This is a genomic window from Streptomyces sp. NPDC059649 (assembly GCF_042734445.1).
GTDB lineage: Bacteria > Actinomycetota > Actinomycetes > Streptomycetales > Streptomycetaceae > Streptomyces.
Genome location: NZ_JBHWDV010000031.1, coordinates 30,423 through 56,072, shown reverse-complemented (window position 1 = coordinate 56,072; position 25,650 = coordinate 30,423). Strand labels below are relative to the sequence as shown.

Here is a 25,650-nt window from a genome sequence, read left to right as displayed (position 1 = left end):
GTGACGACCTCGCGGACGACGCGCTACCAGGCGGCAGAAAGGCCCGGCCGTGGCATCCGCGGTCAAGCACTCCCGTCCCGGTTACGGACAACTGCTCCGCACCCCTGGTGCGTGGACCTTCCTCCTGCCCGGCTTTCTGGCCCGGCAGCCGTTCGCGATGCTGACGATCGGCATCGTCCTGCTCGTCCAGTCCACCACCGGCTCCTACGGCACCGCCGGCGCGGTCTCGGCCACCACCGGTGTCGCGATGGCCCTGTTCGCCCCGCAGAGCGGCAAACTCGCCGACCGCTTCGGCCAGCGCGCGGTGCTGATCCCCGGCATCCTCGTGCACACCGCCGGCGTCGCGGCGCTGATCGTCCTGGCCCTGGCCCACGCCCCCCTGTGGGCGCTGCTCGCCGTGGCCGTCCCCACGGGCGCCTCGACTCCGCAGGTCGGCCCGATGGTGCGGGCCCGCTGGGCATCCCGGCTCGGCGGCAGCCCTCTGATGCCGACGGCGGCCGCCTTCGAGTCGGTGACCGACGAGTTCACCTTCGTGGTCGGCCCGGTCCTGGCGACCGCGCTGTGCACCGGCATCCACCCGGCCGCCGGCCTGATCGCCGAGGCCGCGCTGACCCTGGCCGGCGGCCTGCTCTTCGCCTCCCAGCGCCGCACCCAGCCGCCCGTCCACCGGGCGCAGGCCGACGACCGCCCGCGCGTCTCGGCCCTGTCGGTCCCCGGCGTCCGTGTGCTGATCGTGGCGTTCCTCGGCATCGGCGCCGTCTTCGGCGGCATGCAGGTCTCGCTGACCGCGTTCACCCAGTCCATCGGCCAGCCCGGCATCAACGGCCTGCTCTACGGGATCTTCGCCGGCGGCAACATGCTCGCCGGGATCGCCTGCGGCGCCCTCGCCTGGAAGGTCGGCCCGCGCCGCCGGCTGCTCGTCGCCTACGGGCTGCTGGCGCTGGCCACCACCCCGCTGTGGGCGGTGACCGCGGTACCGCTGCTGGGCGCCGTCGGTCTGGTCGTCGGCCTCTGCATCGCCCCCGCCCTGATCACCGGCTACACCCTGGTCGAGTCCCTGGTCCCGGCCGCCGCCCGCACGGAGGCCTTCACCTGGCTGACCGGCGCGGTCGCCCTGGGCCAGGCCGCCGCCGCCACCTCCGCCGGCCAGCTCACCGACCGCTTCGGCCCCAGCAGCGGCTTCCTGGTCCCCCTGGCCGGCACCGCCCTGGCCCTGGTGGTCCTGCTGGCCCTCCGCGCCCACCTGCTGCCGCGCACCTCGTCCGTGGTGGCCGGCTCGGACCTGCCGGGCAGGGCGGCCGGGAAGGACTCGGCGACGGAGACGGAGACGGAGACGGACGTGCAGGCGGACGTGGAGGCGGAGGCGGATTCCGCCAGGGACTCGGACAGCGACTCGGATACGGACTCTGCGACGGAGAACGGTATGGCAGCCGAGACCGGTACGACGGCAGAGACCGGCCCGGCGGTGGAGGACCGGGGGCGGGAGCTGGCGAACGCCTGACGGGCGACTGACGAGCGACTGACGGACGACTGAAGGACGGGGCTCGGGTGGTTGCCGGGAGGCGGCTCGGAGGGGCGCCGGGAGGGGGCTCGGGTGGTTGCCGGGAGGCGGCTCGGACGGGCCGCCGGGAGGGGCCTCGGACGGTTGCCGGGACGGGGCTCGGCCGGCCGCCGGGAGGCGGCCCGGACGGTTGCCGGCGCACACCTGAGACCGTCCGTTGTGGACCGGCCCCGGACGTGGGGTCGGTCACCGTCTGCCCGGTCGCAGTGGACTGACGCGCCGGAATACTGCAATATGGAGCGTCGTTAGCACTCATCGAGTGAGAGTGCCAGGAGGAAGACAAGTGCCGACCTACCAGTACCAGTGCACCGCGTGCGGCGAGGGCCTTGAGGCGGTGCAGAAGTTCAGCGACGACGCGCTCACGGAGTGCCCCAGCTGCAGCGGACGCCTCAAGAAGGTGTTCTCCGCGGTCGGCATCGTCTTCAAGGGCTCCGGCTTCTACCGCAACGACAGCCGCGGCTCGTCGTCCAGCAGCAGCCCCGCGAAGAGCTCCTCGTCGAGCACGACGTCGTCCTCGGACTCCGCCGGCTCCTCCTCGAGCAGCTCCGACAGCAAGCCGTCCGCGACCACCGCGTCGTCCTCCGGCAGCACGTCGAGCACCAGCTCCGCGGCCTGACGCCCGGCAGCACCGGCAGCCCAGGCGCCACCGGCAGCCCAAGCACCACCGGCGCCACAGGCACCAGGCACCAGGCACCAGACACCAACGGTCTCTTCGGACCCCGCCGTCATCGGACGGCGGGGTCCGCTGCACGTCCGCTCCCGGGGGCGGAGCCTCTTGCGGGGGCACCTCCGGGGCGGCGGACCTCACGCCGACCGGCCCCGCTAAGGTGACCGCCATGGCTGACGCGGAAATAGGCGTAATCGGCGGTTCGGGCTTCTACTCCTTCCTCGACGACGTGACCGAGATCACGGTCGACACCCCGTACGGCCGCCCCAGCGACTCGGTGTTCCTCGGCGAGATCGCCGGCCGCCAGGTCGCCTTCCTCCCCCGGCACGGCCGCGACCACCGCCTCCCGCCGCACCGCATCAACTACCGCGCCAACCTGTGGGCGCTGCGCTCGCTCGGCGTACGCCAGGTCCTCGGCCCGTGCGCGGTGGGCGGGCTGCGCCCCGAATACGGCCCCGGCACGCTGCTGGTCCCCGATCAGCTCGTGGACCGCACCAAGGCCCGCGTCCAGACCTACTTCGACGGTGAGCCGCTGCCCGACGGCAGCGTCCCCAACGTCGTCCATCTGACGTTCGCCGACCCCTACTGCCCCGCCGGCCGCCAGGCCGCCCTCGCTGCCGCCCGCGGCCGCGACTGGGAACCGGTCGACGGCGGCACGCTCGTCGTCATCGAGGGTCCGCGCTTCTCGACCCGCGCCGAATCCCGCTGGCATGCCGCCCAGGGCTGGTCGGTGGTCGGCATGACGGGCCACCCCGAGGCGGTGCTGGCCCGCGAACTGAGCCTCTGCTACACCTCGTTGACCCTGGTCACCGACCTGGACGCGGGCACCGAGACCGGCGACGGCGTCTCCCACGAGGAAGTCCTCCAGGTCTTCGCCCAGAACGTCGGCCGGCTCCGCGAGGTCCTCTTCGACGCGGTCGCCGCCCTGCCCCAGAGCCCCGACCGCACCTGCCCCTGCGCCGACGCCCACGCGGGCTGGGACCTGGGCATCGAACTGCCGTAGGCGCCTGGCGGGAGTGAGCCGGGCCCGGGCCGGCCCACTCCCGGGCCGGCCCTGCCGGCCGCCGGGCACGGCCGCCTTCTCCTCGCCCCGTCTGCCCCTGCTCGTCCCCCACCCGAGTGACGAAGTTATCCACATCCCGGAGCTTCTCCACAGGCCTCAGCAGGCACGGGCGCGATACGGCACGGTGGTGCTCGCCAAATCCACCAAGGCTCGTCCACCTCCCAACCAGAGACGAGACGAGCCCTTCACCGAGGCGGTACCACCATGCCCAGTACCCCAACCACGCCCTACAGCCCACTCACCTCACTCGCCTCACCCTCTCCTGGCCCCTCTTCCGGTCTCTGGTCTGATCTCTCGTCCCCGCCGCTTCCCACTCCCCCGCGGTGCGAAGTGCCCCACTTTCCACCGGTACGAGCCGGCGGCGGCAGACGGGGATGGGGACGGGCCGCGCCGCGCCGGATGCTGATCGCGGGCCTGGCGATGGCCGCCGCAGCACTGGCCGGTGCGGCCTCGTACGGAGCCGTACGAGCCTTACCCGCGACGGGCTGTCCGTCGGCGGCGGCGCTGGGAGGGCGGTAGCCATGCCACAAGATCGAGTGGCTTCTCCCCACACCGCCCGCGAAACTGCTGCGAGTGGCGGGGCACCTGCCGCGGGGGACGGGGGCCGGTCACTGCGGTCGCGCCAATGGCGGCGCGCCGCCCGCACCGGAACCGCCGGCCCGGTCCACCGGACGAAACCGAAACCCTTCCGCCGGACCCGCACTGACGCACTGGTCGACCGCTGGTTCGTGTTGCCCGACTGGACATCTCCGCCGTGCCCTGCCGTAAGTTGCGGTGCTGGTTGTTCGTGCACCGTCCGTGGTGAGCGTCGTGAGCGTGGAAAGAGGCTGTCAGGTGAGCGAGAGCAAGGGCGTCCTGCAGGGATTCAAGGAATTCCTGATGCGGGGCAACGTCATAGAACTCGCGGTCGCGGTGGTCGTCGGTGCGGCCTTCACCAACATCGTGAACGCCGTGGTCAAGGGCGTGATCAACCCGATCGTCGGCGCTCTGGGTTCGCAGAACCTCGACAACTACAAGGCGTGCCTCACCACCTGCCACACGGACAGGAAGACAGGTGCGTTCACCGACGGGATCTACGTCCTCTGGGGATCGGTGCTCAGTTCCGCGCTGACCTTCCTGATCACCGCCGCGGTCGTTTACTTCCTCATGATCCTTCCGATGAACAAGTGGAAGGAGCGCCAGGCAGCCAGGAAGTCGGTCGACAACACCCCGCTCGCCCCGACCGAGGTCGAGCTGCTCACCGAGATCCGCGACGCCCTGATCGCCCAGCGCACCGCCTCTCCCACCGTGCCCTCCCAAAACTCCGGCACGATCGGTACACAGAAGACCCAGGACTAGCCGGTCAGAGACGACCGACCTCCCAGGCGGCCGCCCCAGAGATCTCAGCGATCTCCGATATCCCAGCGATCTCAGCGTTCTCAGCGATCTCAGAGGTGATGGGGCGGCTTCTCGTCGAGGAAACGGGCGAGGTCGGCAGCGCTGTCCCTGCCGGCCGGCCGTTCGCCCCAGCCCCTGTCGGTGTCGTCCGAAGACTGCTGGTTCAGCGGGTCGTCGAAGATCAGAGCCGCGGCAGACTTGGGGCCCGGGCGCCGAGGAACTGCGGGCGCGGTCTCAGCCCCGGTCTCGGACACGGGCTCAGCGGCGGGCGCCTGCTCACGGCCGCCGTCCCCCTCGAGGGCGGACTCCGGCGCAGACTCCGGGGCAGCAGCATCGACCTGGGGCTCAGCGCCCGGCTCGGAATCAGCGGAGGTACTCACCCCTCCAGAGTACGGGCGTCCCCCAGCGAAGCCGTGGGCGCCAATCCTTCCCCCACCCCACCCGCTTCTCGCCGGTACACCGCCACGGCAGCCTCCACCCCTTCATCTCTCCTCGCCGCTCCGCTCCGCCATCACCCACCCCACGAGCTGGCGGCCGCCGCCGGAGAGTGCGCGGTCATCGGCCGAGTCCAGCTCGACCCACGACTTGGCTCGCCCCACACTTGGTCGCCGCTCATCTCTCCGGCCCGAAGGAAGCCGAGCCGCGGAGAGACCCGCTCCGGACCGTGCTCACCGGCGACCGAGCTTCCGTCACTCGGGGGTTGACCACGTCGCCGAAGCAGCTCGCAGACCGATTACACGGCGAAGCAGCCATATCCGCGGCCCTGTTAATCGACGGCAAGGTGCAGGCAGCACATGTCCCGCACGGGTCACCCAGGTCACATGGGCCGAGCGGAGCCTGCCCTCCGGGTCCTCTACGTCCAGAGTTCTCGACGTTCGGAGTTCTCAGCTTCCCTGGTTCTCGGGTCCTGGGGGTTGTCAGCTTCTCCAGGTAGGTGCCTCCGGCACCGGGCGACGCCGTTCCCTAGTGGCCCTTGTCGTGGGTGGGTATGGGGCGCGGGCGCTGGCCGCCGTTGGGTCTGGTCGGCGGGCTCTGTGAGGCATGGCTGCGTTTGTGGGGGCGGGTCCGGTCGGTGCTGCCGGGAAGGGGGTGGCGAGCGGATGCGGATGATGAGCGCTGGGAGGACATGGGAGTTGCTCACCTTTCAGGTGTGGTGAATGCCGGGGGGCTGAGACGTGGGCCCACGCTGCCGGGGACGGTAGGCGGGGGTGGGCGGCAGTCGGGGGTGGGGCGGTGTGGTCAGCGCGGCGAACGAGCAGCCCCAGACGATGACTTGGCGGGCTGGCCAGTGGGCGGTGGAGGGGGCGCCGTGGGATTTCCGTAAGCCGAGATGGCTGGCGGCCAGGCGGGGCAGGGCAGTGGGGGCTTTGTGCGGACTCTCGTGGGAGAGGAGAGTGCGCAGGCCCTGCCGGGGCAGTTGGCGGGTGGGCGGTTCGCCGATCCAGACGAGGGTGCGGTAGGCGACGCCGAAGGCGAGGAAGACGGTGGCGACGGCGTACGGGAGCAGCGCCGAATCGAAGTGCCGGAGCTGGCGGCTGCCCAGGATGGCGGCGAGGGCGAAAGCGAGGGCGGAGACGAAGGCGAGGAACGGGGCGAGGGCGGAGGCCACGAGTGTGGCGTGGACGGTCGGCGTTGAGCTGGTCCGCGGCGGGTAAGCGGGTGTCCGGGGCGGGCCGATCGCCTCGGTATCGCTGATCGCCTCGCTACTGCCGGCCGCGTCGCTACCGCCAGTCGCCACGGTATCGCCGGTCGCCTCGGTGTCACCGGTCGTCTCGCTGGCGCCGGTCGACTCGGTGTCATCGGTCGTTTCGCTGGCGCCGGTAGCCTCAATGTCTTCGGTCGGCCTGGTATCGGCGGTCGGCCCGGCTCCGTTGGGTGCCGCGGGTGGCCCGGTTGCGATATCCACCTCTGTGCCGTGCGGGGTGGCGGCCGGGTCGGGTGGGGCGGCGTCTGGGGGCTGGGGCACGAGGCCACGCTAAGCAGCTACGGGGCCGTTCGCCCGTTCTGTGACCTCTGTGGGTGACGTACCCAGTGACGTACTCGGTCGTACTCGGTGACCTGCGCGGTCGTACGTGGTCGTACGTGGTGACGTGCTCGGTCATCGGCCGCGGGGCTCGGAGGCGTCGCTACATGAAGCCAGGCGTCCGCCCTCGCGGAAACAGGCGTCCGTCCTATGGCACGGCTATGGCGCCCCCTATGGGATGACTCGGCGCAGGGGGGTTTCCTTACGGGCAGGCGGGTGTGCGGTCCTCGAGGGCCTCGTGCCACCACAGGTCGCGGGTCGGCTTCCAGGACACCGGTCGGGAGCAGCGGTTCACCACCAGGACCTTCTGTACGGGCGTACCTCCCGAGGCGGCAGCGCGCGCCAGCGCGTGGTCGAGCAGCGGTTTCACCGGCCGTACCGCCCCGTCCCAGAACGCCGCGTCCGCCGTGATCACCACCCGGGCCGACGACTCCCGGGTACGCGCGACGAGTTCGGGCACCGTCAGGGAGACCGGCAGGGTCGTACGGATCGCCTCCAGCCGGCCGCAGGCGAGCGTGGCGATCACGGATTCCGGCACCAACGGCAGGTGCACCGCGACCCGGTCACCGGCCCGGACCCCGAGCCGGGTGAGCGCGCCGGCGGCCCGTTCGGCCTGGTCCAGGAGCGCGCCGTGCGTGAGCTCTTCCAGGCGGCCCGGTTCCCCGCTCCAGGTGAGGGCGATCCGCGAGGAATCGGGCTCTTGTATTTCCCCGGCGGGGTCTGCATGCTTGGTGATCACACGGCGCAACATGCGGATCAGCATGGGGATCACCGATCAACGATCGCTGAACGTCCGCTGTACGGGGCCCCGCGCCCGCCCCTTCTCGCACCCAGATTCACGCGCAGCTCTCGTACCCAGCAGCTGGTCCGCGCTCTGACGTCATGCGTCATGCGTCATGACGTCAGCGTCATGCCCCCTTCCGGTGCACTTCATCCCTCCTCTCTGCTTCCGATTTCCGTTGCCTGCCCTCGCGTTGCACGAAGCGTCGGCCCACGAAGCGTGTCGCGATGCCTGTGCGTACGCCGTTTGTCGTCCTTCGGCTGTGTGGCAGGGCACCCGTGAGAGGTGGTCCGTCCTTCCCATGTGCAGGTCCATGCCCGTGCCCAGGTCTATGCGCATGCCCAGGTCCAGGTCCATGTCCGCGCCGCTGGGTTCTTCTCCCTCGTCGCGCCGGCAGGCCCGGTGGGCGCTGGCTGCCGTCGCGACCGGCGCCTTCTGTGTCCAGCTGGACTCCTTCGCGTTGAATCCGGCGCTGCCCGTCATCCGTGCTGACCTGCACGGTTCCGCGGCCGCCACCGCATGGACCGTCAGCGGCTATCTGCTCGCCGCCGGTTCGCTGATGCCGGTCGCCGGCCGGCTCGGGGACCTCTACGGCCGGCGGCGGATGCTGCTCCTCGGGCTGGCGCTGTTCGCGGCCACCGCCTCCCTCTGCGCGCTCGCCCCCTCCCTGCCGCTCCTGGTGGCGGCGCGGGTGCTCCAAGGGGCGGGCGGCGCGTTGATCATGCCCACCGGGTTGGCGCTACTGACCAACGTCTGCCCACTGGGCCGCGAGCAACGCGGCCCCGGCGGGCCCCGGGCGATCGGCCGGGCGTTGGGCCTGGCCGGGCTGGCCACGGTCTGCGGGCCGTTCCTGGGCGGTGTGTTGTCCGCCTCGGTCTCCTGGCGGGCCGTCTTCTGGCTCACCGTGCCGCTCGCCGCGGCCGCCTCGTTCTGCGCCCTGCGTGCGCCCGCGTCACGCGCCGCCGACCCGCGCCCCCTGGACCTCACCGGCGCGGTCACCGCCACCGGGGCACTCGCCTGTCTGGCCCGCTGGTTGCAGCAGCCCGCTGACGGGCTCTGGGCGGCCGCCGCGGCGCTGCTCGGCGCGCTGTTCGTACGCGCCGAGCGCCGGGCGGCACGGCAGCCCCTGGGGCGCCGCTCGCCCGCACCGCTGCTGGATCCGTCGCTGTTCCGCAACCGCCCGTACGTGGCGCTGAGCGCGGCGGGTGCGGTGGTCAACGCCGCGACGGTGGCGCTGCTGTACGTCCTCCCGCAGCTGCTGTCGCGGGGGCGCGGGTGGCCGGTGCCGGGCGCGGAACCGGCACTGCTCGCTCCGGCCGCCGCGCTGGCCGTCGGAGGCCCGCTGGCCGGCCGGGTGCGGCCCGCGGCCGTCGTACGCGTGATGACGCTCTGCCTGTTCACCGCGGCGGCGGCGCTCGGCGCCATCGGGTGGGCGGGTGCGGATACGGGGGCGGGGGCGGCTACGGGGGCGACTGGAGGTGCCGGATTCCTCGCGAAGGCTGCGGCCACCGTGGCCGCGGCGGGGCTGGGAGTGGCCGGTGGGCTGGCCCTCGCCGGCACCCAGGCGGTGGTGCGCCGCGAGCACGCCGGCGAGGCGTCCGGCGTGACCAAGGCGGTGATGACGGCCACGGCGGGCCTCGGACTCACGGCCGGCGGCGGCCCGGGCCCGGGCCCGTCCCTGGCGCCTCCGGCCGCGGCCTGCTTGGTGGCGGCCGTGACGCTCGTACTCGTCCGAGGACGAGTACGTGGACGGCGCCGCCCGTAGAGCATGCGCGAACGGCGCCCCCACTGAGGCGGCACGGACCGGTCGACGGCCAGGGAGTACGCGAACGTTCCATAATTCACATACCACCTGATCGCCCCATACTGCGCCCCACCCCCCACCATTCCGCACCACCCACAGTGCACGTGGCGCCCCTCTCGCCTCAGGTCCCGGCCATCGCCTGGTATCCGCCGACCACATCGCACACGTCCCTGAATCCCCGTGCCTCCAGGAGGGCCGCCGCGATCACCGAGCGGTTTCCGCTGCGGCAGTAGAGGACGACCGGGCGGGCCGGGTCCAGTTCGGTGATGCGGTCCGGCAGGGTGGCCAACGGGATGCTGCGGGCGCCCGGGAGCGCGCCCGCCGCGTACTCGGCGGGATTGCGGACGTCGATCAGCTGGGCCCGGGCAAAACGGCCGGCACTCAGGCCCGGACCCGTACCCGGACCCACACCCGCCTCCGCACCAGGTCCCGCATTCGCACCTCCTACGGCCAACTCCGCGACATCGCCGAGGAGTTCCTCAGGGGCGATGCGGTGGCTACGGCGGACCAGTGCCGGTTCACCGTCCAATACGGCGGCCGGGTCGGGGAGATGGCCGAGGACGTGGTCGTAGCCGATGCGGGCGAGGCGCAGGCGGGCCTCGCGTGCCTTTCCCGGGTCGGTGAGCAGGACGATCGGGGTGCCCGGGGCGACCACGCTGCCTGCGTACTCCGCGAAGCGCGTGTCCAGGCTCGTGTGGAGCGACCCCTGCAGATGCGCCCGGGTGTAGGAGGCCAGTGGCCGGCAGTCCAGCAGTACGGCGCCCTGCTGGGCACGGGCCGCGAGGGCCTCCTCCAGGGTGAGGGCGGGCGGCTCGTCGGTATCCAGGAGCGGGTGGCCGTCACGGTTGAGGGCGGCATCGTGGGCGAAGTAGCCGGGCGTTGCGGGTTGTTCGGCGGTGACCAGCCGTACGAATTCGGCCACCGGCATGGGCTGCAGGGCGTAGTTGAGGCGGCGCTGGTCGCCGATGGTGGAGCTGGTCTCGGTGGACAGGTTCCGGCCGCAGGCCGATCCGGCACCGTGTGCGGGAAAGACCCGGGTCGCGTCCGGGAGCGTCAGGAGTTTGGTGTGCAGGGAGTGGTGCAGGCGTACGGCCATGTCGTGCGGGGAGTGACCGGCGGCGGAGAGCAGGTCGGGGCGGCCGACGTCGCCGACGAACAGGGTGTCGCCGGTGAGTACGCCGAAGGGCACCGGGTCGTCGGGGTGTTCGTGGACGACCAGGCAGAGGGACTCCAGGGTGTGGCCGGGGGTGGCGAGCACGGTGAGGGTGACGCCTCCGGCCCTGTCTCCCTCCTGGAGCCGGCTGTTGTCCCTCCCCCCGGCCTGGCGCCTGCCTTCGCCCCTTGCTCCTTCCTGGAGCCCGCCTTCGCGCGAGTGCCCGCGTTCCCCCTCACGCCCGCTGCCCTCCTCGCCGAGGAAGATGCGCTCGCCGTCCCGTAACCGCCGTATGGGGAAGCCGGTTCGGGCGGCCTCCCCGAAGGCGATGGTGGCACCGGTGGCGCGGGCGAGTTCCAGGTGGCCGGAGAGGAAGTCGGCGTGCACATGGGTCTCGATGACGAGCTCGATGCGCAGGCCGGCGGCGGCCGCGTCCTGGAGGTAGTCGTCGATGTCGCGCCGCGGGTCGACGAGGACGGCGCGTCCGGTGGTCTCGTCACCGATCAGGTACGACGCCTGCGAGAGGCAGTCGAGGTAGTACTGCGCGAAGTGCACGGTCGGCCTCCAGGGGATGCGCGCCCCGGGCGGCCCCGGGCGGCGGCTGAGGTCCGCTCGGGCGGGCGGGACGATGCGTTGTGCGGATGCACGGATGTACGTACATTAGGGAGCCGGGTTGGCGGGCGACAAGCCGGGTTCCGGTGCGGCCGCACCGGCTTGGCCCGGCATCAACTGCTCTGCCTCGTCAGCCGATCCGTTCCGTCCTGTTCCGTCCCTAGGCCCGCGGAGGGGTACCCCGCCCATGTCGACCGAGCCGGCCCACCTCCCGCACGCCCCGCGTCCCCTGGACCGGCGCTCGCCGCTTCCCCTCTGGGCGCAGCTCCTCACCGATCTGCGCCGTCGGATGGACGCCGGCGCGTTCACCGAGGAGTTCCCCGCCGAGCACCGGCTCACCGCCGAGTACGAGGTGAGCCGGCACACCGTCCGCGAGGCGCTGCGCAAGCTGCGCGCCGACGGCCTGGTGATCGCCGAACGCGGCCGCGCCAGCCGCCTGGACACCCGCCGCATACAGCAGCCGCTCGGCTCGCTCTACAGCCTCTTCCGGGAACTGGAGGGGCAGGGCGTGGAGCAGCGCAGTGAGGTGCTGCGCCTGGAACGGACCGCGGACGGCACGATCGCCGGGCATCTGGGGCTGGTGCCGGACGCACCGCTGGTCGTACTGGAACGGCTGCGGCTCGCGGACGGCGAACCGCTCGCTCACGACACCGCGTATCTGCCCGCCGAGATCGCCGAGCCCCTGTTGGAGGCGGACTTCGGACACACCTCCCTCTACGGGGAGCTGTCGCGGCGCTGTTCGGTGAAGGTCACCGGTGGCCGGGAGCGGATCCATCCGTTCCTGCCGGACATCCGGCAGGCGTGGCTGCTGGGGCTGGCCGACCGGGAGCCGGCGTTCGCGATCGAGCGGCTGGGGCGGTCCGGGGAACGGCCGGTGGAATGGCGCGAAACCGTGGTCCGGGGTGACCGGTTCACGTTCGTGGCGGAGTGGTCGGACGACAGCCCGGCCGTCGCCCTGGCCCCACGCGCCTCATCCTCGTCCTCGTACTCATCCCCATCCTCGGACTCATCCTCGGCCCCTTCCCAGGAACCGTCCTCGGGCCCGTACCGGTACCCGGACCCGTCCCCGGACCCGTCCACAGGTCCGTCCCCGGAGCCGTCCCTAGGCCCGTCCCGGTCCTCCTCGGATCGGTCCTCCTCGTGTCCGACCGCCTAGCGTGTCCGTCCTCATAGCCGTGGCGGTGCTGTCGTGCGGGCTGTTGATCGGTCTGCTGCTGGGGGCGCTCGGCGGCGGTGGGTCGGTACTCGCCGTTCCCGTGCTGGTGTACGTGCTGGGGCAGTCGCCGCACGAGGCGACCGCGGGTGCGCTGGTCGTCGTCACGGTCGGCGCGGTGACCGGGCTGCTGTGCCACGCCCGCGCGGGCCGGGTCCGGTGGGCGGCCGGCGTGACCTTCGGTGCACTGGGGACGGCCGGCAGCTACCTCGGCTCCCGTTGGAGCGCGGCGGTCCCCCCGGCGATCCTGATGGCGGCGTTCGCCGGGCTGATGCTCGTAGTTGCGGCGCTGCTGCTGTCACGGATCCGGGCCGAGCGGCGCCCAGCGCGGTCCTCGCGCTTACGGGCCTCCCTCCCCCGCTTACGGTCCTCCCTCCCCCGCTTACGGTCCTCCCGCTCCCGCCTAAGAACCTCCCGTTCCTCCGTACCGGCTTCCCGCCCCCACCAGTTGGCCCCCACGCTCCGTTCCGGCCGGGTCGCCGTGACCGCCTCCGCCGTCGGCCTGCTCACCGGCTTCTTCGGGGTCGGCGGCGGCTTCGTCGTCGTCCCGGCCCTCACCCTCGTGCTGGGCCTGGAGATGCCGGTCGCCATCGGCACGTCGCTGCTCGTCATCCTCCTCAACTCCCTTACGGCGCTGGCGACCCGGGCCGGTACCGGCTCCCTGGACTGGCCGCTGCTGGCCGGCTTCGCGGCCTGTGCGGCGATCGGCAGCCACCTCGGCAACCGTCTGACCACCCGGCTGCCCGCCCAGGTCCTGACCACCGCCTTCGCCACCCTCGTCACGCTGCTCGCCCTCACGACCGCAGCCGCCGCCGTCCCCCGCTTGTGGCCCCCGTAACCACGGGCTCCACGGACACACCACGGACTCCACGGCCACCACAGACTCCACGGATGCCACGGTCACCACGAGCACCACGAGCACTACGAGCACCACCAATGCCCCCGACGCCCCCAACAAACAAGAACGCCATCGACGACCACCCCCATAGGAGGAACCCCATGCCCCCCGCCACCGGACCCGCCACCGGCCCCACCCCCGATTCCACCCCCAACGCCGCCCACCCCTCCCCCCACCAAGTCCTCATCGTCGGCGGCGGAACCGCGGGCATCACCGTCGCCGCCCGGTTACGTCGGGCCGGGGTCACGGGCATCACCCTGCTGGAGCCGTCCGAGACGCACTGGTACCAGCCGCTGTGGACCCTCGTCGGCGGCGGGCAGGCGCCGTTGCGCGCCTCGCTGCGTACCGAGGCGGAGCTGATACCGCCCGGGGTGCGCTGGCTGCGGGAGCGTGCCACCGGCGTGGACCCGGTGGCCCGTACGGTCGCCACCGCTTCCGGCCGCGTGCTCTCCTACGGGCGGCTGGTCCTCGCGCCCGGTCTGCACCTCGACTGGGACGGTGTGCCCGGGCTGGCCGCCGCCCTCGGCCACGGCGGGGTGAGCAGCAACTACCGCCCCGACCTCGCCCCGCTCACCTGGGACCTGATCCGCCGTATGCGCCGCGGTACCGCGCTGTTCACCATGCCGTCGGGGCCGGTGAAGTGCGGCGGCGCGCCGCAGAAGATCGCGTATCTGGCGGCCGATTACTGGCGCAAACGCGGTGTCCTCGGCAACATCCGTACGATCCTGGTGCTGCCCGAACCGGCGATGTTCAAGGTCCCGGTCTTCTCGCGAGCGCTGGCGGAGACGGCCCGGCGTTACGGCATCGAGGTCCGGCTCAGTTCGGAGATGACCCATCTGGACGGTGCGGCCCGCGAGGCGGTGATCACCGATCACGCCACCGGCGCCAAGGAGACGGTCCGCTACGACCTGCTGCACGCCGTACCGCCGCAGCGGGCTCCCGAGTGGCTGGCGGACGGCCCGCTGGCCGACCCCGACTCCCCCTACGGGTACGTCAAGGCCGACCGGGAAACCCTCCAACACCTGGATTTTCCCGAGGTTTTCGCCCTGGGGGACGTGGCGTCGCTGCCCACCTCCAAGACGGGCGCGGCCGTCCGCAAGCAGGCCCCGGTCGTGGTCGCCCATCTCCTCGCGAGCCTGCGCGGCCGCCCGGCCACCGCCCGCTATGACGGCTACACCTCGTGCCCGCTGGTCACCGCCCGGCACAAGATGCTGCTCGCCGAATTCGACTACGACCTGCGGCCCACCCCTTCGTTCCCCTTCCTCGACACGACCCGGGAGCGGACGGATATGTGGTTCCTCAAGCGGTACGGCCTGCCTCAGCTCTACTTCAAGGGCATGCTCAAGGGCCTGGCATAGACCCTGCGTTGACGCGTACTACGCCGTCTTCGTATCCCCCGGCACGTCCCTCGTCGCGTCCCTCGTCGTCTTCCCCGACGCGTCGCCCGTCGTCGCCCCCGTCGCGTTGCCCGTCGTCTCCGCCGTCGTCTCCGCTGTGGCCTCCACCGCGGTCTGCTCCGTCACGTCCGCCACCACGCATCCCACGTTGTCGGGCGCGCCGGCCTCGTGGGCCAGGGCGATCAGTTCCGTCACGGCCTCGGCGGGGCCGGGGGCGGTGGCGAGTACCCGCTGGATCGTCTCCGGCGGGACCACTCCGGTCAGGCCGTCGGTGCAGAGCAGGTACCGCTCGCCGGGGCGGACCTCCAGGAGCGTCACGTCGGGGGCGAGGTCGGTGGCCGGGTCGAGGGAGCGCAGGAGCAGGGCGCGCTGGGGGTGGGTGGGGGCCTCTTCCGGGGTGAGGCGGCCCTCGTCGATCAGGGACTGGACGACGCTGTGGTCGTGGGTGAGGCGGATGAGGCCGGTGTCCCGCAGGACGTAGGCACGGGAGTCACCGATGTGCAGGAGCCCGAGCCGTCCGCCGTGGTGGAGGAGGGCGGTGAGCGTCGTACCGGTGGTTTCCGGACCGCCCACGGTTTCCGGACCGCCCACGGTTTCCGGACCGCCCACGCTCTCCGGGCCGCCCGCGACGTCCGGGGCGCGCCGGACACCCGTGGACCAGGACCGGGTCGCCGGTGCTGCGTCCCGGAGGGCCTGGTGGGCGCGCCCGGCCGCGTCCTCCAGCGCGGCCAGGAGATCCGTCGGGGCCAGGAGATCCGTCGGGGCCAGGAGATCCGTCGGGACCAAGGGGGTCCGGTCGCCGGAGTCGTCGGAGTCGTCCGCGTCGAGGTGCCGGAGGGCGTCGATGGCGGCGGTGGCGGCCGCGGCGCCGTCGGGTCCGTAGCCGTCGGCGACGGCCAGCAGCCGGTGGCCCGCGTGGGCGGCGTCCTGGTTGGCCGGGCGGACCAGGCCGCGGTCGGTACGGGCGGCGGCGCGCAGGGTCAGCGGTACGGGGGATGCGGTCATGGTGGTGGGGTCCTTCCTGGAGAGCTGGTCCACGAGGAAGGCGGCCAGGTCGCGGCGGGCTGCCGTGTCGGCCTCGACCTGAGCCCAGTACGCGGCGACCGCCCCGGCCGCCGCGGCCGGTGCCAGCTCGCACACCTCACGGATGCGGGCCAGCGGCATGCCGAGCCGGCGCAGCCAGGCGACGAGCCGGGCCCGTTCCAGCTGGGCCGGTGCGTAGTGCCGGTAGCCGGTGTGCGGGTCGACCCGGGCCGGGGTCAGCAGGCCGAGCTCGTCGTAGAGCCGCAGGGCCTTCGGCGAGAGCCGCGAGGCGCGGGCGAACGCGCCGATGGTCAGCAGCTCGCCGCCGTTCTTCTCCCACGGCTGCACACCGCTCACCTGCCACGGCCCCACACCACTCACCTCCCCCGACCCCACACCACTCACCTCCTCCGGCTCCACACCGCTCGCCTGCCACGGCTCCCGGCCGTCCTCCTCGTGCCGGGCCCGTCGCCCGGCGCCACCGATGCTGGGGCTTCCCCCAGGGACAAGGTCAACGTCCCCGGAGACTCCCTGGCGCGACCGCCTCATCCGGCCGCCGGTCCCCCGCCCCCAACTGGTTGAGGGCCGCCGTCGTCAGTGCCTCGACGCCCATGGTGAGGGTGGGCTGGACGACGGGGGCGAAGTGCGGCGAGTGGTTGGAGGGGATGTCCTGGGCCAGCCGGCCGGCGGCCAGTGCGGTGCGGAACGCGTCGGGGTCCCAGCCGCCCAGCCACCAGTAGTAGAGGGGCGCCCCGGCCGCGGTCGCCAGCAGGCCGGCGTCCTCGCTGCCGGTCGCCGGTTCGTAGGCGAACAGCCGTTGCTCGCCGAAGAGTTGGGTGAAGTCCTGGTTGACCTGCGTAAGGACGTCGGTGTCGTTGACGGTGACCGGGAAGGTGTCGAGGGTCGTGATCTCCGGGTCCCGGCCGGCGCCGGAAGCGGCGGCCTCGGCGCGGGCGATCCGTTCGATGGCGGCCAGGACGGCGGTGCGTACCGTCTCGTCGAAGGTGCGGACGCTCAGCCGTACGACGGCGCGGTCGGGGATGACGTTGGCGGTGTCGCCGGCGTGGAAGGCGCCGACGGTGACCACGGCCCGGTCCTTGGGGGCGACCTCGCGGGCCACCACGGCCTGGACGCGCTGGACGAAGGAGGCCGCCATCAGGATCGGGTCGATGGTGGTCTCGGGCCGCGAGCCGTGGCCGCCGGTGCCGTGGAAGGTGATCTCCAGGCTGTCGGCGGCGGCCATGCAGGCGCCGGGGCAGTACGCGATGAGTCCGGCGCCGAACGGGGCGACGTGCTGGGCCAGCACCACGTCGGGGGTGGGGACCAGGTCCTCGCTGTAGAGGCCGGCCTCGATCATCGCCCGGGCTCCGCTGCCGACCTCCTCGGCGGGCTGGAAGAGGACGACGAGGGTGCCGGACCAGTGCGCGCGTCCCGCGGCGAGCAGGTCGGCGGCGCCCAGCAGACAGGTGACGTGCACGTCGTGGCCGCAGGCGTGCATCCGGCCGGGGACGGTGGAGGCGTAGTCCAGGCCGGAGGCCTCGGTGACCGGCAGCGCGTCCATGTCGGCGCGCAGCAGCACGACCGGGCCGGGGCCGTTGCGCAGCACGCCGGCGACGCCGGTCGTGGCGATGCCGGTGGTGACGTCGTAGCCGTGGCCGGTCAGCCGGCGGGCGACCTCGGCGGCGGTGCGGGTCTCCTGGAAGCCGAGTTCGGGGTGGCGGTGGAGGTCTTTGTAGAGCGCTTCGAGGTCCGGGAGGCGGTCGTCGAGCGCGGCCAGGACGGCGGCGGGGGCGGCCGCTCCCGCCGTGCCGGCCGCCTCCCCCGCGCCGGCCGCCTCCGCCCTGTCGGTCCGGTCTGCTGCTGCCGTATCGGTCTTTCCGGTCGTGGCGCTGTCGCTGTCGCTCATACGCGCATTCGACCATGAACCGCCGCCCGTCATCGAGCACCGGCCCACCCGCCGTACGCCCGCTTCCCTGGCCGGACTTGGCGGTTGCCCGTCCCGGTCTTCGTGACACCGCAGCCCGCTGCTGCAACCGTGGATCACCCGCCTGCGACCGTCGATCCGCAGGCCGAGCCGACGACCGGAGGCTGACGTTGGCCACCTCATCCCAGCGACCGACCGGCGCGCCCCAGGACCTCGCGGCCCACCTGATGGACCACGCCATGGGCCACCTCTTCTCCGCGGCGTTACGCACCGCGGCCCAGCACCGCCTCGCCGACCACCTCGCCGGCGGCGCGCGCACCGCCGAGCAGCTCGCCGCCGCCACCGGCACCCACGCCCCGCACCTGCGCCGGGTGCTGCGCTATCTCGCCGCCCGGGGCATCTTCCACGAGGACGCGACCGGCGCCTACCGGCTCACCCCGGCCGCCCGGCCGCTCCGTACCGACGTACCCGATTCCCTGCACACCGCCGTCCTGATGGCCACCGACGAGCTGTTCCTGCGGACCTCGGCCGGGATGCCGGAGGCGGTACGGCACGGCGGGGCGTCCTTCGAGCGGCTCTTCGGCGCGCCGTTCTTCGACCATCTGGGGGCGCACCCGGCCACCCGGCAGCTGTTCGACGACGGGATGGCGTCGCTGTCCGCGCAGGTGGACGAGGCGGTGGCCGAGGCCTACCCGTTCCCCGGGACCGGCACGGTCGTGGACGTGGGCGGCGGCCGCGGCGGGCTGCTGCGTGCCGTGCTGCGCCGCCGTCCGCAGCTGACCGGGGTGCTCTTCGACCAGGCGCCGCCGCTGGCCCACCACCTCCTGGACGGCGACGAGTTGAAGGGGCGCTGGCGCACCCAGGAGGGCGATTTCTTCGCGACCGTGCCGGAGGGCGGGGACGTCTACGTCCTCAAGCATGTGCTGCACGACTGGCCGGACGACCACTGCCGGCGGATTCTGCGGGCCTGCCGTGCGGCGATGGCGCCCGGCAGGCGGCTGCTGGTCGTCGACTGTGTGCTGCCGCCGGGCAACGCCCCGCACTTCGGCAAGACCCTCGACGTGGCGATGATGACGGTCCTCGACGGGCAGGAGCGGACCGCGGAGGAGTTCGCGACGCTGCTGTCGGCGGGCGGGTTCCGGCTGACGCGGGTGCTGCCGACCGCGGCGTTCCCGTCGATCGTGGAGGCCGTCGCCGAGTGACCGCCGCGCCGCGCCCCCGGATGCCGCGCGACACGCCGCGCTCCCCTCATGGGCGGCACCCGCCGCCCGCGCTCTACTGATCACGTCCGCCCCGGCCGACGCCTCCGGGGCGGCGGGTCCGCGGCCGACGAGAGGAGCCGATGTGCCGGTCCGGATGCGCGCCCGCCACCGCGACGAGGCGCATCGCACCGCCACCCCGTTGGAGCTCTTCTTCGACCTGTGCTTCGTCGTGGCGGTCGCCCAGGCCGGCCGCCAGTTGGCGCATGCGCTGGCCGAGGGCCACTGGGGGCACGGCGTGTCGGGCTATCTGATGCTCTTCTTCGCCGTGTGGTGGGCGTGGATGAACTTCAGCTGGTTCTCGTCGGCGTACGACACCGACGACCCGCTGTACCGCGTGGTCACGCTGGTCCAGATGGCGGGCGTGCTGGTCCTGGCGGCCGGCGTGCCGCGGGCGTTCGTCAGCAGCGACTTCACCGTCATCTGGTGCGGCTTCCTGGTGATGCGGCTGGCGATGGTCGCGCAGTGGCTGCGGGCGGCCCTGGGCAGCGAGGGCGCCGAGCGGCGGGCCGCGCTGTGCTACGCCCTGGGGGTGACGGTGTGCCAGGTCGGCTGGCTGGGGCTGCTGGTCCTGCCGCGGGAGGACGTGCCGTGGGTGTTCCTCGTCGTGGGCCTGCTGGAGCTGGCCGTTCCGGCGCTGGCGGAGCGGATGCGGCAGACGGCCTGGCATCCGCACCACATCGCGGAGCGCTACGGCCTGTTCACCATCATCGTGCTGGGCGAGACGGTCGCCGCGGCCACCGTCGCGGTGCAGGCGGCGCTGGACGCGCACGAGGAGCTGGGCCGTCTGCTGCCGATCGCGGCCGGCGGGCTGCTGGTGGTCTTCTGCGCGTACTGGATCTACTTCGCGGTGCCCATCCACCTCCATCTGCGCTCCGGCCGCCAGGCGTTCGTGTGGGGCTACGGGCACTATCCGGTGTTCGGGTCGGCGGCCGCGGTCGGGGCGGGCATCGAGATCGCGGTGGCGCAGGCGTTCGGCAAGGCGCGGCTGTCGACGGCGGCGGCCGCGGCGTGCGTCACGGTGCCGGCCGCGCTGTTCCTGTTCACGGTCTGGCTGATCCACTCCCGTCACCAGAAGCGCGGGCCGGCGCAGCAGCTGGTGCTGCCGGTGTCGTCGGTGCTGATGCTGGTGTGCACGTTCGCGGGGCGCTGGGCGGTGCTCGCGGCCGGGCTGGTGGCGTCGGCCACGGTGGCGGTGGGCGTCACCCTTACGGCCCGTCAGGGCACCGCTCTGGCGGAATAGGCCCGGACCGGCCTCCCGGGCGGGGCCCCGGGAGGGCGTCCCCCATATGCGCGGCGAACGGCCGTACCTGTCCGGGCATCACCCTGATTGCGCATCAGATCCGGCCATCTTCGGGCCTCCGCGCCGGCCCCCTGGTCAGCAGACCGACCGCGCCTTCCCAGCAGCCCATTGCCCGTCAATTACCCACTAATGGCTCCCACTTCCCGGCGCCTCGCGCTCTTGTTCCCCCCGCTTCCCCCCGGCCAGCGGAGGCGCCCCGACACAGACGCGGTAGGGTGCAGATTGCCCTTTTTATGACAGGGGGAGTCCCTTGAGGGAGGCCCCGGAGGGCAACCGTCCGTACCTGAGGAGACGCCAGACATGGCCCGCCACGCCCAGACCCGCGTGGGGACGAGACTGTCCCGGCGCAGCAAGGCCGTGAGCGGTCTCGCCCTCTCCACGCTCGTCGGCACCGCCCTGTGGGCGTGGCCGGCCTCGGGCGACGACCACGAAAGCCGGACCGACGCCAAGAGCACCACGTCCACGACGGCTTCCGGCCCGGACACGCCACGCACCCCCGCCGCCGCGGCGAAATCCGCCCCGAACGCCGCACCCGGCGTCCCGGCCGGCCAGCCGATCCCCGGCCTCAGCGACGCGGCCCGCAAGGCGATACCGGCGAACTCCCGGCAGGTGCTCGTCGTCACCGGCAGGGGCATGGACTCCTACGACTCCCAGGTCGTCCTCTACACCCGCGAGGAGGGCTCCGACATGTGGGAGCCGGGCCCCACGTGGTCCGCGCACAACGCCGCGCACGGTTGGACCGACGACCACCGCTACGGCGATCTGCGCTCCCCCATCGGCGTCTACAGCCTCACCGACGCCGGCGGCCGGCTGCCCGCCCCGGACGGCACCAAGCTCCCCTACGACCACAACGACAGCTTCGTCGCCGACGGCACCGGCGTGGAGGGCGAGCCGCTGGCCGGCGCCTTCGACTACGTCATCGCCATCAACTACAACCGCGAGCCCGGTTCCTCCCCGCTGGACCCGCGGCGCCCCTGGGGCGACTCCAAGGGCGGCGGCGTCTGGCTGCACGTCGACCACGACGGCCCGACCCAGGGCTGTGTGAGCCTCAAGCCCGAGGTGATGCGGGAGCTGCTGCGCACCCTCGACCCCGATCTGCACCCGGTCGTCGTGATGGGACCGGCCCATTACTGAGCGGGCGGCGGCCGCCGGGCTCCCCGCCGGGCCGCAGGACGCCCTGACCGACGTCCTCGGCCTGCGGGTCGGCCATGCCCGGCGGGCCGGCGGGGGCGCGCTGACCGGCACCACCGTCGTCCTCGCGCCGGAGGGCGGGGTGGTCGCGGCCGTCGACGTGCGCGGCGGCGGGCCCGGCACCCGGGAGACCGACGCGCTGGACCCGCGCAATCTCGTGCCGCGTATCGAGGCGGTCGTGCTGACCGGCGGCAGCGCCTACGGTCTTGACGCCGCGTCCGGTGTCGTCGGCTGGCTGGAGGACCACGGCCGCGGCTTCCGCGTCGGCCCCGACCCCGCGCAGGTCGTCCCGGTCGTCCCGGCCGCCGCGCTGTTCGACCTGGGCCGCGGCGGCGACTGGCGGGCCCGCCCGGACGCCGCCCTGGGCCGCGCGGCCGCCGAGGCCGCCGCGGCCACCGAGCCCGGCGCGCCGGTCGCCGAGGGCAACACGGGCGCCGGCACCGGAGCCGTGGCCGGCGGCTTCAAGGGCGGCACCGGCACCGCGAGCGCGGTCCTCCCCTCGGGGGCGACGGTCGCCGCGCTGGCCGCCGTGAACGCCGCGGGCTCGTTCGCCGATCCCCGCACCGGCGCCCTGTACGGCCTGCCGGACGCGGCTCCGCCCGACCCCGAGGTGCACACCGCCGCGCTCCGCCGTCTGGCCGAGGCGCGGGAGATCTCCCTCGCCCGCTTCGCCGCTTCGGTCCGTCCGCCGCTGAACACCACCCTCGCCGTGGTCGCCACCGACGCCGTCCTCACCCGCGCCCAGGCCCAGAAGCTCGCCGGCACCGCACACGACGGGCTGGCCCGCGCGCTCCGCCCGGTGCACCTCCTCTCCGACGGCGACACCGTCTTCGCGCTGTCCACCGCCGCCCGCCCGCTGCTCCCGGACACGACGGTCGTCGCCGACCCCGCCTTCGGCGTCCATGCGGAGGCCGGTGCGCTGAACGACATCCTGGCCGCCGGCGCGGACGTGCTGACCCGTGCGGTGGTACGGGCGGCGCTCACCGCGGAGAGCGTGGACGGGCCGGGCGGCTGCTTCCCCTCGTACCGGGACCTGTACGACGGCGGCTGACCGGCCACCCAGGGCCGCCGGGTCAGACGCCGGCGGCGCCCAGCAGGGTCCCCGCCACGTAGGTGACCGCCATGGCCAGCGCGCCGCCGCCGGCGTTCCGCAGCACCGCGCGCCCGGGCGGCGCGGCGCCCAGCCGGGCGCTGGACCAGCCGCAGACGGCCAGCGCGACCAGCACCGCGACCACCGTGATCCACAGCCGGTGCGCGGCGGGCGGCAGCACGATCGCGAGCAGCGGCAGCAGCGCCCCGGCGGTGAAGGCGAGGAAGCTGGCGGCGGCCGCGTGCCAGGGGTTGGTGAGTTCGTCGGGGTCGATGCCCAGCTCGACCTCGGCGTGCGCGCGCAGCGCGTCGTGCTCGGTGAGCTGCTCGGCGACCTCGCGGGCGAGCTGCCGCTCCAGCCCCTTGCCCTCCAACAGCTCGGTCAGTTCGACCAGTTCCGCCTGGGGTGCGGTCGCCAGCTCCCGGCGCTCCAGCGCCAGTGCCGCCTTCTCCGAGTCGCGCTGGGTGGACACCGAGACGTATTCGCCGGCCGCCATCGACATCGAACCGGCCAGCAGCCCGGCCAGTCCGGCCGTCAGCAGCGTGGCACGGTCCTGGGTCGCGCCGGCCACCCCGACGACGAGTCCGGCCGTCGACACGATGCCGTCGTTGGCGCCGAGCACCGCCGCCCGCAGCCAGTTGAGCCGGCTGCCGAGGCCGCCGCCGTGCGCCTCGTCGTGCTCCGGAGTCTGCAAGGTCACCTCCCGAGGGTCTCATCCGTACCCCGTGTGCCCCGCTCGACGCCCCCGCCGCACCCCGGTTCGGCCGGTGGTAGAAACGGCCGTATGTCCGCACCGCCCCCCTCCCGACCTCCGCAACACCCGCCGCCCACGCTCGTCCAGCCGGCTCCCGAGGCGCCCGGCGCGCCCGCGCCACGCCGCCGGCTGTGGTGGCACCGGCTGATATTCGGGCTCTGGTACCGGCCGGTGGACGTCCTGGACGAGGCGCGGGACCGCAGCGCGTGGAGCGCCGCGGTGCTGCTGTCGCTGATCAGCGGCGGCATCGGGGTGCTGTCGGTGGACGCGTTCCGCGGCCAGTGGGCGGCCGACCGCTCGGCGGCGCTGCAACTGGTGGGGCTGGCCGAGGCCGGGGTGCTGGTGGCGAGCCTGGCGCTGGGCGCGGTGACCCATGCGATAGCCCGCACGCTCGGCGGCAGCGGCCGGTTCGCGCCGACCGCGAGCCTGTTCATCGTGCTCTTCTGGGTGACGGACCTGCCGCGGCTGGCGATCGTCGCCTGGCTGCCGACCGACGCCACCTTCGTCCAGGCCGCGACCTGGACGACCTGGGGCTTCGGCTACTTCCTCGCGGTGCTGCTGATACGCGGCCAGCACCACCTGCCGACGGGGAAGTCGGCGCTGTCGGTGACGGTGCAGATGCTGGCCGCGCTGGCCCTGCTCAGGCTCGGCCCGGTCCGCTGATCCGGGCGGGCGCCCACCGGCTCGTCCCCGGGGCCGGCCGGTTCGCGTCCGGCCCCCGCGGCACCGGTCAGCTGCGGCTGGTCAGCTGCCGGACGAGCTCCTCGAACGCCTCCCGCTCCGCGACGGTCAGCTCCACGCACTCCGCCGGGGGCCCGGCCGGTCCGGTCTGCCGGGGCACCGAGCCGAGCAGCTCCGGCGGTTCGGGGAGCCGCTCCGGGGCCGGTGTCGCGTACCGCGTCCGCATCTCGCGCCGGTCGCGCCGCATGGCCGCCTCGTACCGGCCGTTCCGCAGCAGTCTGAGGATGCCGACGACCCAGAGCACGGCCACCGCGAGGAGCACGCCGAGGCCGATCTGCTGCAGAATCGATACGGAGGGGAGCATGCGGTCCTCCAGGACGTATGAGGCGCTGGGCTAGAGCCAGTAGACACTACGCATCCACGGTTACAACAGAGGATCTTGGGACTAAAGTCCCGAAGTGACGCATCTCCTATGACATTTCGCTACATTTCTGGCACCCTCCCACGCCCCCTCCACGGCCCGTACGCCTGCCTATACGTCCCCAAGAGGCCAATCCGTCAGGGTCGGGAGGGTTGCGTGGGACACACCGGACGCTTCCCCGCGGCGCGGCGGGCCGCCCACGATGGCGGCACATCGCCCGCGACGTGAGGAGCCCCCGTGCCGCAGCCGCCCCGACCCCCCGCGGCCCCGCCCGCCCGTGCCCTCGACGGCATCCTGGTCGCGGACTTCAGCCGGGTGCTGGCCGGCCCGCTGGCCGCCGCGACGCTCGCCGACCTCGGCGCCGAGGTGATCAAGGTGGAGCGGCCGGGCACCGGTGACGACACCCGCGCCTGGGGCCCGCCGTTCGCCGAGGACGGGACGGCCGCGTACTTCGACGCCGCCAACCGCTCCAAGCGGGGGCTCGCCCTGGACCTCGGCGACCCGGCCGACGCGGCCGCGGCCCGCGAGCTGGCGCGGCGGGCCGACGTACTGATCGAGAACTTCCGCCCCGGCGCGCTCACCAAATACGGCCTGGACCACACCGCCACCCGCGCCGCCAATCCGGGCCTGGTGCACTGCTCCATCACCGGCTTCGGCTCCGGCGCGGGCGCCTCGCTGCCCGGTTACGACTTCGTCGTGCAGGCCGTCGGCGGGCTGATGAGCATCACCGGCGAGCCCGGCGGCCCGCCCCTGAAGGCGGGGGTGGCGCTGGTGGACGTACTGACCGCCAAGGACGCCACGACCGGCATCCTGGCCGCGCTGCGCCACCGCGACCGCACCGGCCGGGGGCAGCTGGTGGAGGTCAATCTGCTGTCGTCCCTGCTGGGTTCGCTGGTCAACCAGGCGTCCGGCCATCTGGCCACCGGCCGCGACCCGGGCCCGATGGGCAACCGCCACCCGAGCATCGCCCCGTACGAGACGCTGGCCTGCCGGGACGGCCGGCCGCTGGCGGTGGCGGCGGGCAACGACCGCCAATTCCGGGCCCTGGCCACGGCACTGGGCTCCCCGGAGCTGGCCGACGACCCCCGCTTCGCCCGCAACCAGGACCGGGTACAAAACCGTACAGACCTCATCAAAGCACTGGAGGAGCGGCTGGCCGTCGACACCCCGGAGAACTGGACCGAGCGACTGCTCGCCGCCTCCGTCCCGTGCGGCCCGGTCAACACCCTCTCGCAGGCCCTGGAGTTGGCGGAGCGGCTCGGACTCACCCCGGTCACCCCCGTCGGCGAGGACCGGATCCCCCAAGTCACCAGCCCGCTCCGACTCTCGGACACGCCGGTGACACCGCCGACGGCACCACCCCGCCTGGACGAAAACGGCACCGCGCTGCGAACCTGGCTGTCGGGACCGGCCGACCATCCTCTCCCGCCGAGAATGTGACCTTCGTCACAACAT

General features: G+C 73.3%; 22 protein-coding genes. 14 read left to right on the top strand and 8 right to left on the bottom strand.

Annotation, left to right across the window (positions count from 1 at the left end; all coding sequences use genetic code 11):
• The first annotated feature begins 49 nt into the window (after positions 1–49).
• The 4 genes from ACFV1J_RS27190 to mscL all read left to right on the top strand — a co-directional run bounded on the left by ACFV1J_RS27190 (position 50) and on the right by mscL (position 4,629).
• On the top strand, positions 50–1,501 hold the full coding sequence (locus ACFV1J_RS27190) for an MFS transporter (protein ID WP_385862261.1): 1,452 nt from the start codon (positions 50–52) through the stop codon (positions 1,499–1,501).
• Positions 1,502–1,844: 343 nt separating this feature from the next.
• Complete coding sequence (locus ACFV1J_RS27185; protein WP_385862259.1) at positions 1,845–2,177, top strand: FmdB family zinc ribbon protein; 333 nt, start codon at positions 1,845–1,847, stop codon at positions 2,175–2,177.
• Between the two features lie 220 nt (positions 2,178–2,397).
• Complete coding sequence (locus ACFV1J_RS27180; RefSeq protein WP_385862258.1) at positions 2,398–3,231, top strand: S-methyl-5'-thioadenosine phosphorylase; 834 nt, start codon at positions 2,398–2,400, stop codon at positions 3,229–3,231.
• An 894-nt stretch (positions 3,232–4,125) separates the two neighbouring features.
• Positions 4,126–4,629 carry a large conductance mechanosensitive channel protein MscL gene (mscL, locus tag ACFV1J_RS27175; protein ID WP_385862255.1) on the top strand — a complete coding sequence of 168 codons (504 nt, stop codon included), beginning with the start codon at positions 4,126–4,128 and terminating at the stop codon, positions 4,627–4,629.
• Between the two features lie 89 nt (positions 4,630–4,718).
• Here the strand turns inward: mscL and ACFV1J_RS27170 are convergent, their stop codons facing one another.
• The 3 genes from ACFV1J_RS27170 to ACFV1J_RS27160 all read right to left on the bottom strand — a co-directional run bounded on the left by ACFV1J_RS27170 (position 4,719) and on the right by ACFV1J_RS27160 (position 7,442).
• Positions 4,719–4,922 (bottom strand): hypothetical protein, encoded by a 204-nt coding sequence (locus ACFV1J_RS27170; RefSeq protein ID WP_385862254.1) that lies wholly within the window; start codon positions 4,920–4,922, stop codon positions 4,719–4,721.
• 890 nt (positions 4,923–5,812) lie between these two features.
• Positions 5,813–6,634: a hypothetical protein gene (locus ACFV1J_RS27165; protein WP_385862252.1), complete on the bottom strand. Its 822-nt coding sequence runs from the start codon at positions 6,632–6,634 to the stop codon at positions 5,813–5,815.
• Positions 6,635–6,893: 259 nt separating this feature from the next.
• Positions 6,894–7,442: an AMP-binding protein gene (locus tag ACFV1J_RS27160; RefSeq protein WP_385862250.1), complete on the bottom strand. Its 549-nt coding sequence runs from the start codon at positions 7,440–7,442 to the stop codon at positions 6,894–6,896.
• Between the two features lie 385 nt (positions 7,443–7,827).
• Here ACFV1J_RS27160 and ACFV1J_RS27155 point away from each other — a divergent pair, with 385 nt between their 5' ends.
• Positions 7,828–9,237 carry an MFS transporter gene (locus ACFV1J_RS27155; RefSeq protein ID WP_385862249.1) on the top strand — a complete coding sequence of 470 codons (1,410 nt, stop codon included), beginning with the start codon at positions 7,828–7,830 and terminating at the stop codon, positions 9,235–9,237.
• 160 nt (positions 9,238–9,397) lie between these two features.
• Here ACFV1J_RS27155 and ACFV1J_RS27150 read toward each other — a convergent pair whose 3' ends face one another.
• Complete coding sequence (locus tag ACFV1J_RS27150) at positions 9,398–10,984, bottom strand: rhodanese-like domain-containing protein (RefSeq protein ID WP_385862247.1); 1,587 nt, start codon at positions 10,982–10,984, stop codon at positions 9,398–9,400.
• A gap of 244 nt (positions 10,985–11,228) precedes the next feature.
• Between ACFV1J_RS27150 and ACFV1J_RS27145 the strand changes: the two genes are divergently transcribed.
• The 3 genes from ACFV1J_RS27145 (at position 11,229) to ACFV1J_RS27135 (ending at position 14,510) form a co-directional block, all read left to right on the top strand.
• Positions 11,229–12,197 carry a UTRA domain-containing protein gene (locus ACFV1J_RS27145; protein ID WP_385862245.1) on the top strand — a complete coding sequence of 323 codons (969 nt, stop codon included), beginning with the start codon at positions 11,229–11,231 and terminating at the stop codon, positions 12,195–12,197.
• A gap of 1 nt (position 12,198) precedes the next feature.
• Positions 12,199–13,092 carry a sulfite exporter TauE/SafE family protein gene (locus ACFV1J_RS27140; RefSeq protein ID WP_385862243.1) on the top strand — a complete coding sequence of 298 codons (894 nt, stop codon included), beginning with the start codon at positions 12,199–12,201 and terminating at the stop codon, positions 13,090–13,092.
• A gap of 161 nt (positions 13,093–13,253) precedes the next feature.
• Positions 13,254–14,510 carry an FAD-dependent oxidoreductase gene (locus ACFV1J_RS27135; protein ID WP_385862241.1) on the top strand — a complete coding sequence of 419 codons (1,257 nt, stop codon included), beginning with the start codon at positions 13,254–13,256 and terminating at the stop codon, positions 14,508–14,510.
• Between the two features lie 18 nt (positions 14,511–14,528).
• Here the strand turns inward: ACFV1J_RS27135 and ACFV1J_RS27130 are convergent, their stop codons facing one another.
• Positions 14,529–15,944 (bottom strand): MerR family transcriptional regulator, encoded by a 1,416-nt coding sequence (locus ACFV1J_RS27130; protein ID WP_385862240.1) that lies wholly within the window; start codon positions 15,942–15,944, stop codon positions 14,529–14,531.
• A 139-nt stretch (positions 15,945–16,083) separates the two neighbouring features.
• On the bottom strand, positions 16,084–17,478 hold the full coding sequence (locus ACFV1J_RS27125; RefSeq protein WP_385862238.1) for an amidohydrolase: 1,395 nt from the start codon (positions 17,476–17,478) through the stop codon (positions 16,084–16,086).
• A 188-nt stretch (positions 17,479–17,666) separates the two neighbouring features.
• Between ACFV1J_RS27125 and ACFV1J_RS27120 the strand changes: the two genes are divergently transcribed.
• The 4 genes from ACFV1J_RS27120 (at position 17,667) to ACFV1J_RS27105 (ending at position 22,300) form a co-directional block, all read left to right on the top strand.
• Positions 17,667–18,698, top strand: a complete 1,032-nt coding sequence (locus tag ACFV1J_RS27120) for a methyltransferase (RefSeq protein WP_385862236.1) — start codon at positions 17,667–17,669, stop codon at positions 18,696–18,698.
• Positions 18,699–18,840: 142 nt separating this feature from the next.
• Complete coding sequence (locus tag ACFV1J_RS27115; RefSeq protein ID WP_385862234.1) at positions 18,841–19,998, top strand: low temperature requirement protein A; 1,158 nt, start codon at positions 18,841–18,843, stop codon at positions 19,996–19,998.
• Between the two features lie 360 nt (positions 19,999–20,358).
• Positions 20,359–21,192, top strand: a complete 834-nt coding sequence (locus ACFV1J_RS27110; RefSeq protein WP_385862233.1) for a L,D-transpeptidase family protein — start codon at positions 20,359–20,361, stop codon at positions 21,190–21,192.
• Entirely contained in the window at positions 21,185–22,300 is a 1,116-nt protein-coding gene (locus tag ACFV1J_RS27105; RefSeq protein WP_385862346.1) for a P1 family peptidase, read from the top strand. The genes ACFV1J_RS27110 and ACFV1J_RS27105 overlap by 8 nt, the downstream gene beginning before the upstream one ends.
• 22 nt (positions 22,301–22,322) lie before the next feature.
• Here the strand turns inward: ACFV1J_RS27105 and ACFV1J_RS27100 are convergent, their stop codons facing one another.
• Positions 22,323–23,039, bottom strand: a complete 717-nt coding sequence (locus ACFV1J_RS27100) for a VIT family protein (protein ID WP_385862230.1) — start codon at positions 23,037–23,039, stop codon at positions 22,323–22,325.
• Between the two features lie 84 nt (positions 23,040–23,123).
• On the opposite strand from ACFV1J_RS27100, the gene ACFV1J_RS27095 reads away from it, so the two are divergent.
• Positions 23,124–23,756 carry a YIP1 family protein gene (locus tag ACFV1J_RS27095; RefSeq protein ID WP_385862228.1) on the top strand — a complete coding sequence of 211 codons (633 nt, stop codon included), beginning with the start codon at positions 23,124–23,126 and terminating at the stop codon, positions 23,754–23,756.
• Positions 23,757–23,823: 67 nt separating this feature from the next.
• On the opposite strand, the gene ACFV1J_RS27090 is transcribed toward ACFV1J_RS27095, so the two are convergent.
• Complete coding sequence (locus tag ACFV1J_RS27090; RefSeq protein ID WP_385862226.1) at positions 23,824–24,138, bottom strand: hypothetical protein; 315 nt, start codon at positions 24,136–24,138, stop codon at positions 23,824–23,826.
• A 294-nt stretch (positions 24,139–24,432) separates the two neighbouring features.
• Here ACFV1J_RS27090 and ACFV1J_RS27085 point away from each other — a divergent pair, with 294 nt between their 5' ends.
• Entirely contained in the window at positions 24,433–25,635 is a 1,203-nt protein-coding gene (locus tag ACFV1J_RS27085) for a CaiB/BaiF CoA transferase family protein (RefSeq protein WP_385862224.1), read from the top strand.
• Positions 25,636–25,650: the final 15 nt, after the last annotated feature.

Excerpts from the sequence above, each read along its gene's own strand:
- ACFV1J_RS27180 (WP_385862258.1), top strand. The coding sequence starts at position 2,398 with ATGGCTGACGCGGAAATAGGCGTAATCGGCGGTTCGGGCTTCTACTCC.
- ACFV1J_RS27160 (WP_385862250.1), bottom strand. The coding sequence starts at position 7,442 with ATGTTGCGCCGTGTGATCACCAAGCATGCAGACCCCGCCGGGGAAATA.
- ACFV1J_RS27155 (WP_385862249.1), top strand. The coding sequence starts at position 7,828 with ATGTCCGCGCCGCTGGGTTCTTCTCCCTCGTCGCGCCGGCAGGCCCGG.
- ACFV1J_RS27145 (WP_385862245.1), top strand. The coding sequence starts at position 11,229 with ATGTCGACCGAGCCGGCCCACCTCCCGCACGCCCCGCGTCCCCTGGAC.
- ACFV1J_RS27135 (WP_385862241.1), top strand. The coding sequence starts at position 13,254 with ATGCCCCCCGCCACCGGACCCGCCACCGGCCCCACCCCCGATTCCACC.
- ACFV1J_RS27125 (WP_385862238.1), bottom strand. The coding sequence starts at position 17,478 with ATGAGCGACAGCGACAGCGCCACGACCGGAAAGACCGATACGGCAGCA.
- ACFV1J_RS27110 (WP_385862233.1), top strand. The coding sequence starts at position 20,359 with ATGGCCCGCCACGCCCAGACCCGCGTGGGGACGAGACTGTCCCGGCGC.
- ACFV1J_RS27095 (WP_385862228.1), top strand. The coding sequence starts at position 23,124 with ATGTCCGCACCGCCCCCCTCCCGACCTCCGCAACACCCGCCGCCCACG.
- ACFV1J_RS27090 (WP_385862226.1), bottom strand. The coding sequence starts at position 24,138 with ATGCTCCCCTCCGTATCGATTCTGCAGCAGATCGGCCTCGGCGTGCTC.